Consider the following 9,680-nt stretch of genomic DNA (forward strand, 5'->3'; position numbering starts at 1 on the left):
CCACCAACCACCCCGCCGTCCCCACCTCAACCCCGACTACCTTCGGCGACATCCCCTCCAAAATCTCCGTCACCAGCTTCGCCCGAGCATCAAAAACAGTCGCCTGCTCAGCGAACGCCTGAGCCCTGTCGCCGGTCTCCGGATACAACATGTCTGCCGACCCCAAGATCACCGCTCGGTCGTGCACAACCCGAAACGGACACTGCAGGTGCCACCGCACCTCATCCCCATCAGCGCACAGAAACCCCACCTCCCCCATATCAAGCGTCCGCGTCACCGATGCCCCAACAGTCCCCACCAACATCCCGGCAACTTCCCGCTCAGCCACCAAGTACCGCATCTCGTCGCTCCAGCACCAGGTCGACGGGCGACTCGATCTCCTGGTCCGCCGTGAGATGCACGTGATGCCCACTCGGTACGCCGTCCTGGGCCAGCACGAGCAGATGCCGTGCCAACGAAACGAGCCCGGCCCGGTTCGCCGATACCACCACCTCGGTCCCCGAGACATCGACTTCAATGACGAACCCGTCGTCCCACTCGAACGTCAGTCCGCGCTCAACGTCGTACTCAGGCACCTCTATCGAAACCAGCACCCTTCACATGTTGCCGGAGGCATCGACTGGCGGGAAGAGGTTTGTGACCAGCCTGTGATCCAACTATTCGGCGAACGGCGGCGTCTCTATGGGCGGCGGGCTCACTGGGAGCCTTTGCACACGAGGGGAAATCAACATCATGCGCGTTCGTTCTCAGCTGGTTCGCCGGATCACCGCCACCGCCGCCGGCCTCGGTCTCGCCGCGGGTGCAGTCGTCGGAATCGTCGGCGCCACCACCGCCAGCGCCGACGTCAGGCCCACCGCCGCCACGACCTCCACCGCCGCGGTCAAGAAGACCGTCACCATCGAAGCCACCGACTGGATCATCCCCGTCGGCGCCAAGGTCCGCTACTTCGGCAAGACCACCGGCATCGCGAAGAACACGACGGTCCAGGTCCAGCGCCTCGACGGCAAGAAGTGGGTCAACTTCCCCGCGACCACCAAGGTCACCTCGAAGGGCACCTACTCGGTCTACGTGAAGACATCCCGCCTCGGCAAGAACTTCTTCCGCGTCGCCGTAGCCGGCGTCGTCACCAAGCAGCAGGCCCTCACCATCACCAAGAACTGACCCCTACCCCACCAGCGCCCGAAGTCCCCCACAGACTTCGGGCGCTGTTGCGTTCCACGCCGCCTGCCGGTGGAACGGCGGAAGCTGGGGAGTTCTACCCGTCGATCCCGGTTGGTTTTGCTCCCCGATCCAGCTCGGACGTTGGACACCGATGAATCGTCAGCGCACGGCTTCCTCGTGTGGCCAGGTGTCTGTCAGGACTCTGGTCAGTAGCGGATCTGGGGACTCGGTCAGGTACGGCGTCTCGTCCGGGTCGCGGACGGTGGCAGTCACCGGTACGCCGAGTAGTCCCCACGGATGAATCGCGTTGGCCAAGAATCCGTCGAGGCGCAGGTCGGCGTACTCGGGTTCCCACCAGACCGCGAACGTCCGTTGCAGGTCATCCGGACTGACCGCCAGCCAAACGCCGTACGTGAGCGTGTGGCCCTTATCCAGCTGAATCGGCAGCAGCACCCGAACGAACGGCCCCAGGTCCGGCACCTGCATCATCACGGATTCCCGGGCCGTCGCATGACTCAGCCACGTCCCGGGCGTCCCCTCCGCCTCCGGCAACTCCAACACCGGATCCGGCACCATGAACCGCAGGTTCGCGTGCGCCCCATCGATCGCCCGCCCACAACTACAAGTCTCTCCAGACATGCTCATACCCTCTCGCGGCTGTCTCCGTTCCGCGCCGCATTGGCAGGTTCCTGAAGCCAGATGCCGGCGCGGAAGCAGTCAGCCGGACCGCCAGGCCATCACATCTGCACGCGCTCGACGAGCTCACGCCTGGGGATGCCATCCTCGCTCAATTGTGATGGCCTGGGAGTACATAGCGGCCGCGATCCTTCAACTGGTCGGCTCGCCCCGCCCGGCTTCGGTGAATGCATCGAGCATTGCCTCGTACTGGCGGACGTAACTGACGTTGGCGGGCGCCGCGAGGTGGTTGGTGATTGCGGTTTGTACGGCGGGCCAGCGGAGCTCGTGCATCAGGTACGGAATGAGGTCGCTGGTCCCCGCCTCGATGGGATTGAGGAGGGAGCTCAGCTCGGACTCGAACCGGTGCCTGTGGGTGGGCTGCCGGTGGATGAGGTCGAGGGCTCGTTCCATCCCGGTCTCGAGGACTGTGGCGTCGACGAGGGTTTCGTTGCACGTCTGCTGAATGGTTCTGATGATGGCTCGGAGCGCGGTCAGGGGATCTCGGTGGGCAGCCTGTACGGCGGTCAGCCGTTGGCCGGCCGTGGATCGGACGCGCTTGGTGCGACCGTCGGTGGCCAACGCCTGGAGGACGGCGGGTTCGAAGGTGGCGATGACGACGCGGCGCTGCAGCCAGTCGGTCCAGGACGCCAGGTTGTCGATCACGACATGGTGAGGGGTGGCCTCGAACGGCTCAAGGGTTTCGAGGTCGGCCAGGCGCTGAGCAGGGTAGGCGCGGTACTTCTCGGGCAGGAGTTCCAGCCACGTGTGACGGCCTTCCCAGTCATGGGTGAAGGCTGCGAGAACGACAGTGATCGCCAGGCTGGGGTCTGCCTCGGTGCGGACTGCCTCGCGGAGCGGTTCGCGGTCCGCGTCGTACAGGGCCTTCTGGTAGATCCGCCAACGCACGTGTTCGTCAGAGGTGTCTGCGCCAGACATCTGAGCGCGCTCGGCGAGGTAGGGCCAGGGATTCATCAGCGGCCGTTCAGGTGGTTGAGGTATTCGGCGTGGTTCAAGGGGTTGCAACGGCTGGTACGCCGATCTGGTCGCCGATCCGGATGTCTTTCAGGCCGCGCAGTGCCACGATCTGCCCGGCCTGCGCCGAGGAGACGGTACGGCGGGCACCATCGTCGTACAGGTCGATTGCGCTCGGACGAACCTGGTACGCCGGTCCGTCGACGGGATGCACGTCGACGTACGAGCGGGCGGTCAGGGTGCCGGCGAAGATTCGCGCGGAGGCCAGCTTCTGTCCGGCCGAACCACGCTCCACCTTGAACACCTTTGCCTGCAAGGGCTTTTCAGCTACAGAAGATGACACAGGCAACCAAGCTCGAATGCCGGAGATCAGTTCCGGTACGCCGATTCCGGTCATCGCGGAGCCGAAGTAGACGGGATGAGCACGCCCCGAGGCAACCTGTCGACGAAGCTCGTCCTCATAGTCGAGCGGGAGAAGGTCGTCGTCCAGATAGCGCCGCAGGAACATGTCGTTGCGTTCGGCAAGAAACTCATCGAACCCCCGCGCGGCGACCGGAGCGACCGTCGCCGCGCGGGTCCCCAGATCCACCACCGACGTCATCGGCAAGGCGTTCGGGGTCAGCAAGCGGTCGATGTCGGCAGGCAGCGAGTCGTACCGAGCGCCGACGCGGTCAATCTTGTTCACGAACAGCAGGGTTGGGATCCGCAGGCGCACCAACGTCCGCATCGGCAGCCGTGTCTGCGCCTGAACGCCCTCGACCGCAGAAACCACCAGTACGGCGCCATCCAGCACGGACAGCGCGCGTTCAACCTCGGCAATGAAGTCCGAGTGGCCGGGAGTGTCGATCAGGTTGACCGGTAGGTCGCCCAGTGCAAACGACACCACCGCGGAGCGAATGGTGATGCCCCGGCGCCGTTCCAGGTCCATGGAGTCGGTCTGGGTGTCGCCGTCGTCGACCCGGCCGACGTGGTCGATGATGCCGGCGGCGTACAGCAGCCGCTCGGTCAGGCTGGTCTTACCGGCGTCGACATGCGCCACAATACCCATCGTCAAAGAGTTCAACGGTCCTCGCGTGTGCTTCGAAGTGAACTGTCCTGGTCAGGCAGATCACTGAGCACCGCATGCCGTTCTCCTTCTCCAACTGATGGGTCATCAGCAAGCTAGCACCGGCCCCAACGGGCCGCCACCGGTTTTCAGCGGGAGACGGAGGCCGGGAGGATTCGGGCGCCGGGGACGGGGGCTTCGGCTTGGCGGACCATGCGGCAGAGGCCGGAGGCGGCCAGTTCTACGGCCAGGTCCACGGCGGAGCGGGAGTCGGCGGCGAGGAAGAGGCAGGTGGGACCGGAGCCGGAGATCATGGCAGCGAGGGCGCCTTGGTCGAGGCCGAATTGGAGGGTGTCGCCGAGCTCGGGGCGGAGCGAGAGGGCTGCGGCCTGGAGGTCGTTGCTGAGGGCAATGGCGAGCGCTTCGGGGCGGCCGGAGAGCAGGGCGGTGATGAGCTCGGGGCGGACCTGGGGTGGTTCGACTCGGCGAAGGGGCCGGAGGCGGTCTAGTTCTGAGTAGACCGCGGGCGTCGACAGGCCGCCGTCGGCGATGGCGAAGACCCAGTGGAAGACGCCGCGAGACATGACCTCGGTGACCTGCTCGCCGCGCCCGCGGCCGAGCGCGGTGTGACCGACGAGGCAGAACGGTACGTCGCTGCCCAGCTCGGCCGCGTGTCCCTGCAGCTCGGTCTGCGACAACTGCAGGCCCCACAGGCGGTTGCACGCGACCAGCGTGGCGGCGGCGTCGGTTGAGCCGCCGGCCATACCACCCGCGACCGGAATGGTCTTGCGGATCGTGAGTTCGACGCCTTCCTCGACGTCATACTCCGTCTGCAGCAGGCGCGCCGCCCGGACCGCGAGGTTGCTTTCGTCGGTCGGGACCTCGTCCGCGAAGTCACCCGCGACCTCGACCGAGATCGCGGAGTCGTCCTCACGCAGTACGGCGGTCACGTCGTCGTACAGCGCCACGGCCTGGTAGACCGTGGCCACCGGATGGAAGCCGTCCGGCAACGGCGGACCGACCGACAGACCCAGATTGATCTTGGCCGGCGCCCGCACCGTCACCTCAGCAGAAGGAGACACGGCCGCAGCCTAGGGCATTAGGTAGCCGATACGGAGTGAGCTGCGCCTGCCAGTGCGGCGAACTCGGCGATTCCCAGCATCTCTCCGCGTAGCCCCGGGTCGATCCCTGTGATCCGGAACACCTCGTCGAGTTGCGCACGGTCGGGCATCCAGCGGGCCAGCGCCGAGCGGAGGGTCTTGCGGCGCTGCGAGAACGCGCCCTCGATCACCGCGAAGACCTCTTCCCGCGAGGCCTCGGTGACCGGTGGCTCCCGCCGCTCGAAGGCGACCAGCCCGGAGTCGACGTTCGGAGCCGGCCAGAACACGTTCCGCCCGACCGGTCCGGCGCGCCGCACCTCGGCGTACCAGGCGGCTTTGGCGGACGGTACGCCGTACGTGCGCGAACCGGGCCCGGCGGCCAGCCGGTCGGCAACCTCGGATTGGACCATCACCAGCCCGTGCCGCAGGGACGGCGAGACCGCCAGGAGATGCAGCAGGACCGGTACGGCGACGTTGTACGGAAGGTTGGCCACGCAAGCCGTCGGATCGCCGATCTGGTCAGCGGTGACCGTCATCGCGTCCGCCTCGACCACTGTGAACGCAGCCGCCTGATCAGGCGCGTACGTCGCGATCGTGTCCGGGAGCGCGGTCGCCAGCACGTGGTCGATCTCGACTGCGGTGACTCGGTGGCCCGCGGCAAGCAGTGCCAGCGTCAGCGACCCGAGCCCCGGCCCAACCTCCAGCACGGTCTCGCCGTCGTCGGCCAGCTCCGCGGTGCGAACGATCCGCCGGACCGTGTTCGGGTCGATCACGAAGTTCTGGCCGCGCTGCTTGGTCGGGCGGACGCCGAGCGCGGCGGCGAGTGAACGCACTTCAGCCGGACCGAGCAGTCTCGGTCCGGCTGAAGTGGATGCATCAGACGAGGTCACCTCGTCAGTCTCGCAGACAAGCGACGTTAAGCCTTCTTGCCGCAGACCGGCCAGTCAGCGTAGCTACCGCGGGCTGCACGAACCTTCTCGGCGATCGCGATCTGCTGGGCCTTGCTCGCCAGGTGGGCGTTCGGCGCGTAGGTCCGGCCACCATAGGCGGCCCAGGTGCTGCTGCCGAACTGCAGACCACCGTAGTACCCGTTACCGGTATTGGAGGCCCAGTTGCCACCGGACTCACACTGTGCGATCCGGTCCCAGGCGCCGGCGTTACCGCTCGCGGGCGGATCCTCGGCCTCAGGCTTCTCCTTGGTGCCGACGGTGACCTTCTCGTCGACGGCCTCGGTGAGAACCTTGCTGGTGACGACCTTGGTGGCGCTGAGCTTGCCGTCCAGGTACGTGTACAGGTAGGTGACGGTCTTGGAACCGTTCTTGCCCGCGGCATCGACCTTCTTGGTGCCCTCGAGGAGCGTGGCCGACTCGGTCTTGTCGCTACCGAAGGCGATCTTCTCGGTCTTGGTGACCTGCTTGAGGTCGACCTTGACGTAGCCGATCGTGTTCACACCGGTCTTCAGCACGGTGGCCGGGGCCGGGGTGATCTTGTCGTCCTTGTCCCACGCGATCTTCGCGGCGGTCAGAGCCTCACCGACGGTCGCGACCATCAGCTTCGAGGTCACCGCCTTGCCCTGCCGGACGATCGAGACCGTCTTGGGGGTCTTGACGACCAGGTCCAGTCCCTCGCGCCCGAGCGGGGCGCTGCGGCTGGTGGAGAAGAACGCCGAGCTGTCATAGCGAAGGCCCAGGTCGGCGAGCGCCTCGGAGACGGTGTCGGCCGTCGTCCAGAAGGCCTTCTTGACGCCGTCGGCGTTCACGGTCAGCTGGCGGCCGTACTGCACCGCGATCTCCTGGCCGTCCTGCAGCTTCGAGTCCATCGCCGGCGCGACCACGTCGTGGTCACCGACCTGAACTTTTTCGGCCTTGAGGGCGTCGGAGACGGTGGAGCCGAAGGTGTGGACCTTCTGCACCTGACCGTCGATGGAGAGGCTGACCGTCTTGCTCTTCGTGGCGTAGGCCACGGAGCCACCCACGACGGCAATCGCGGCTGTCAGACCGACAGCGGCGATGATGGACTTACGCACTAAAGCTCCCAGGTAGGTCTACCCGAGCACGAGGTGGGACAGCACTGGCAGCGGTCACAGTCTCCGGACTTGTGGTCCGGCGACCTTGATCGACGCCGAGGGGCGTGCTGTCCGGCATCTTCCCCGATCCCGGCCAACATCACGAGATCATAACGAAGAAGTCGCGCTAGCGCCAATCCTCTGGTCGGCGAGTCGGCAAAAGGTGTAATGAGCCCACTACACCCCGTGGTTGCCCCACTGCCCCCGATGGACGACTTCGGCCGTCGTACGGCGTCCTCTTTTCAGGGATGGCGAACGTTTGTCCGGGGCCCGGTATCCGACCGACATCAGGCCGACCAGCTCGAAGCCTTCGGGTACGCCGAACTCGGTCAGCAGGGCCGGCACTTTGTCGGCCGGAGGCCCGAAAAAGCATGCACCCAAGCCTTCGTCGACCACTGTCTGCAGCATCAGCAACGACGCCATACCGGTGTCGACGTACCAGTACGGCGCGGTCCAGCGGGCCTCGTCGCGGTCGGTCCAGCCCTTGTCGGATTCGGTGTACCGATCGAGGTACGCGGCCTTGTGCGCGAAGGCCAGAATCAGCAGCGGTGCCCGGCGCAGCCCTGTGACCCATTCCACATACTTCGGATCGAGGTCTGCGGCCGAGATTTCCCAGTACCGCTCCCGGTCCGCGCCTTCCAAAGTGAGGAACGCCCAGCCTTGGGTGAACCCGCCGGAAGGGGCCCGGAGACCGTTTTCCAGGATCCTTTCGCGGATTTCGCCGGGGATCGGGCGGTCCGGGTCGTAATTCCGGACCATCCGGCGCTTGCGCACCACCTCACTGAACTCCATTTACCAGGTCCCCCCGAACGCGCGATCCGCATTCTTGTTGAGTGCTTCGCACAGTTCGGCGACCGAGATGTTCAAGGTGCCGGCCATCTTCCGGACGGTGTGCGGGATCAGGTACGACGCGTTCGGCTGCCCGCGGTGCGGAGACGGCGTCAGGTACGGCGCATCGGTCTCGACGAGCACGCGGTCGAGCGGCGTCACGGCGAGCGCATTGCGCAGCGAGTTGGCATTCTTGAAGGTGATCACGCCGGCGAAACTCAGGAACGCACCGCGGTTGACGCACTCGCGCGCGAACTCGGTGTCACCCGAAAAACAGTGCATGACAAGGCGATCCGGGACACCTTCGCGATCGAGAATCTTCAGAATGTCGTCGTGCGCGTCGCGGTCGTGGATCATCAAGGTCTTGTCGAGACGCTTGGCCATTTCGATGTGCGCGGCAAACGATTCGTGCTGCGCGTCGCGACCGTCTTCACCGGTCCGGAAATAGTCGAGACCGGTTTCACCGATCACCCGGACCTTCGGTGAACTCTGCGCCAGCCGCTCGATCTCGGCCAGCGCGCTGTCGAGCTCGCCCGCCGCTTTCAGCTTCGGAGCCTCGTTGGGGTGCAGGGAGACGCCGGCGATCAGGTTCGGATACTGAGTCGCCGCCTCGACCGCCCACGCCGACCCCGGCAGGTCGCAACCAACCTGCACGATCCGCGTGACACCCACCGAAGCCGCCAGCTTGATCGCCTCCGCCGGGCTCAGCCAGGCGCCGTCCTCACCATCGGCAATATCCAGATGGCAGTGCGCATCAACCACGCTCATCGGCAACGGATCCGGCAGCACCGGCCTGGTCCGATCCCGCGACCGCCCGTCCTCACCAATCGCCGCCCGCTCCCGCGTCGGCCGAGCTACCTCCACACCTTCAGCACCCATGCGGCTTAGATTACTTCGGCAGCGTCCTTCACCTTGCCGAGCAGCTGAGCCCACATACCGCGCGAGTGCTCGGCCTCTTCGGCACTCGCGTTGTTGTCCTGCGTCAGCGTCAGGTGGGTCGAACCGCTGAGCGACCACGTCAGCGTGTGGTAGTTCTCCGGTACGTCGTCCTTGCCGGTCAGCGGGCTGAAGTGGGTGAACCGCAGCAGCCGCCCGGGTTCGACCTCAAGAACCTCACCCTTGTCCTCATACGGCTTGCCCTCCCACTCACCACTCCAGGTGATCGGACTCCCCACGGCCCAGTCGCTTGAGACCGCCGCCCCGAACCACAAGGACGGCGGCGGATTGATCAGCACCTCCCACACCCGCTCGGGCGTCGCATCAATGTCGATCTCAGCACTCGCCAGATAGTCAGCCATCCCCCGACCGTAGAACCCCCGCCGCCCGCACGCTTGTACAAACGCGTCAACCGACTCGCGGGAGTTGGGGAGTGCTACCTGCCGATGGGTGCTCAAAGTGGGATGGGCCCGCGGCCTTGAGCACGGTTCAGGCGTTTCGGCCGGTGGCCGGTGACTGGTGGGTGCTCGAGGGTGGCTGTCGCGCGCTGACCGAGTCGAGCGGACCGCCGACACTCACCAACCTGCCGGCAACCCGGTCCGCACGCTCAGGCGAGGCGCGGAAACCCCGGTCGCGGGCGCTTGGATGCTCCTATGGATGTCAAGCAGCGGTTGGCTTGGGGTTTGGTTGGCGTAGGAGGTAGTAGATCTCGCGGGCGATGAGGCGTTTGAGGCAGCGGATGATGTCTTTCTTTGACAGGCCTTCGGCGGTGCGTTTCGCTGCGTAGGCCTGGGTGCGTGGATCGTGGCGGAGTCGGCTGATGACGATCACGTAGAGCGCTTTGTTGGCTTGCCGGTCGCCGCCTCGGTTGAGGCGGTGGCGGTGGGTCTGGCCA

13 protein-coding genes are annotated in these 9,680 nt (G+C 66.0%); 1 reads left to right on the top strand and 12 read right to left on the bottom strand.

Annotation, left to right across the window (positions count from 1 at the left end; all coding sequences use genetic code 11):
• Nucleotides 1-340, bottom strand: a 340-nt coding sequence (locus E1263_RS43920; RefSeq protein ID WP_238162025.1) for a hypothetical protein, incomplete at its 3' end; no start/stop codon positions are given.
• A complete protein-coding gene (locus E1263_RS40660) occupies nucleotides 321-593 on the bottom strand; it encodes an Imm32 family immunity protein (protein ID WP_132177526.1) in 273 nt (90 codons plus the stop codon). The genes E1263_RS43920 and E1263_RS40660, both read right to left, overlap by 20 nt.
• A gap of 139 nt (nucleotides 594-732) precedes the next feature.
• Here E1263_RS40660 and E1263_RS40665 point away from each other — a divergent pair, with 139 nt between their 5' ends.
• Entirely contained in the window at nucleotides 733-1,161 is a 429-nt protein-coding gene (locus E1263_RS40665) for a hypothetical protein (RefSeq protein WP_132177528.1), read from the top strand.
• A 159-nt stretch (nucleotides 1,162-1,320) separates the two neighbouring features.
• Here E1263_RS40665 and E1263_RS40670 read toward each other — a convergent pair whose 3' ends face one another.
• The 10 genes from E1263_RS40670 to E1263_RS40715 all read right to left on the bottom strand — a co-directional run.
• Nucleotides 1,321-1,800 carry a DUF2199 domain-containing protein gene (locus tag E1263_RS40670; RefSeq protein WP_165956931.1) on the bottom strand — a complete coding sequence of 160 codons (480 nt, stop codon included), beginning with the start codon at nucleotides 1,798-1,800 and terminating at the stop codon, nucleotides 1,321-1,323.
• Between the two features lie 189 nt (nucleotides 1,801-1,989).
• Nucleotides 1,990-2,811 (bottom strand): hypothetical protein, encoded by an 822-nt coding sequence (locus E1263_RS40675; RefSeq protein WP_132177532.1) that lies wholly within the window; start codon nucleotides 2,809-2,811, stop codon nucleotides 1,990-1,992.
• A gap of 37 nt (nucleotides 2,812-2,848) precedes the next feature.
• Nucleotides 2,849-3,859: a GTP-binding protein gene (locus E1263_RS40680; RefSeq protein WP_132177534.1), complete on the bottom strand. Its 1,011-nt coding sequence runs from the start codon at nucleotides 3,857-3,859 to the stop codon at nucleotides 2,849-2,851.
• Between the two features lie 146 nt (nucleotides 3,860-4,005).
• Nucleotides 4,006-4,938 carry a 4-(cytidine 5'-diphospho)-2-C-methyl-D-erythritol kinase gene (locus E1263_RS40685; RefSeq protein ID WP_132177536.1) on the bottom strand — a complete coding sequence of 311 codons (933 nt, stop codon included), beginning with the start codon at nucleotides 4,936-4,938 and terminating at the stop codon, nucleotides 4,006-4,008.
• A gap of 17 nt (nucleotides 4,939-4,955) precedes the next feature.
• Nucleotides 4,956-5,846 (bottom strand): 16S rRNA (adenine(1518)-N(6)/adenine(1519)-N(6))-dimethyltransferase RsmA, encoded by an 891-nt coding sequence (gene rsmA, locus E1263_RS40690; protein WP_132177538.1) that lies wholly within the window; start codon nucleotides 5,844-5,846, stop codon nucleotides 4,956-4,958.
• Between the two features lie 26 nt (nucleotides 5,847-5,872).
• On the bottom strand, nucleotides 5,873-6,982 hold the full coding sequence (locus E1263_RS44195) for a resuscitation-promoting factor (RefSeq protein ID WP_132177540.1): 1,110 nt from the start codon (nucleotides 6,980-6,982) through the stop codon (nucleotides 5,873-5,875).
• Between the two features lie 216 nt (nucleotides 6,983-7,198).
• Complete coding sequence (locus E1263_RS40700; protein ID WP_132177542.1) at nucleotides 7,199-7,813, bottom strand: nitroreductase family protein; 615 nt, start codon at nucleotides 7,811-7,813, stop codon at nucleotides 7,199-7,201.
• Nucleotides 7,814-8,728, bottom strand: a complete 915-nt coding sequence (locus E1263_RS40705; protein ID WP_132177544.1) for a TatD family hydrolase — start codon at nucleotides 8,726-8,728, stop codon at nucleotides 7,814-7,816.
• A gap of 5 nt (nucleotides 8,729-8,733) precedes the next feature.
• A complete protein-coding gene (locus E1263_RS40710) occupies nucleotides 8,734-9,147 on the bottom strand; it encodes an SRPBCC domain-containing protein (protein ID WP_132177546.1) in 414 nt (137 codons plus the stop codon).
• A gap of 298 nt (nucleotides 9,148-9,445) precedes the next feature.
• The coding region (locus E1263_RS40715; RefSeq protein ID WP_165956932.1) for a transposase at nucleotides 9,446-9,680 on the bottom strand (235 nt) is incomplete at its 5' end.

It is taken from the genome of Kribbella antibiotica (genome assembly GCF_004349055.1).
Taxonomy (GTDB): Bacteria; Actinomycetota; Actinomycetes; order Propionibacteriales; family Kribbellaceae; genus Kribbella; species Kribbella antibiotica.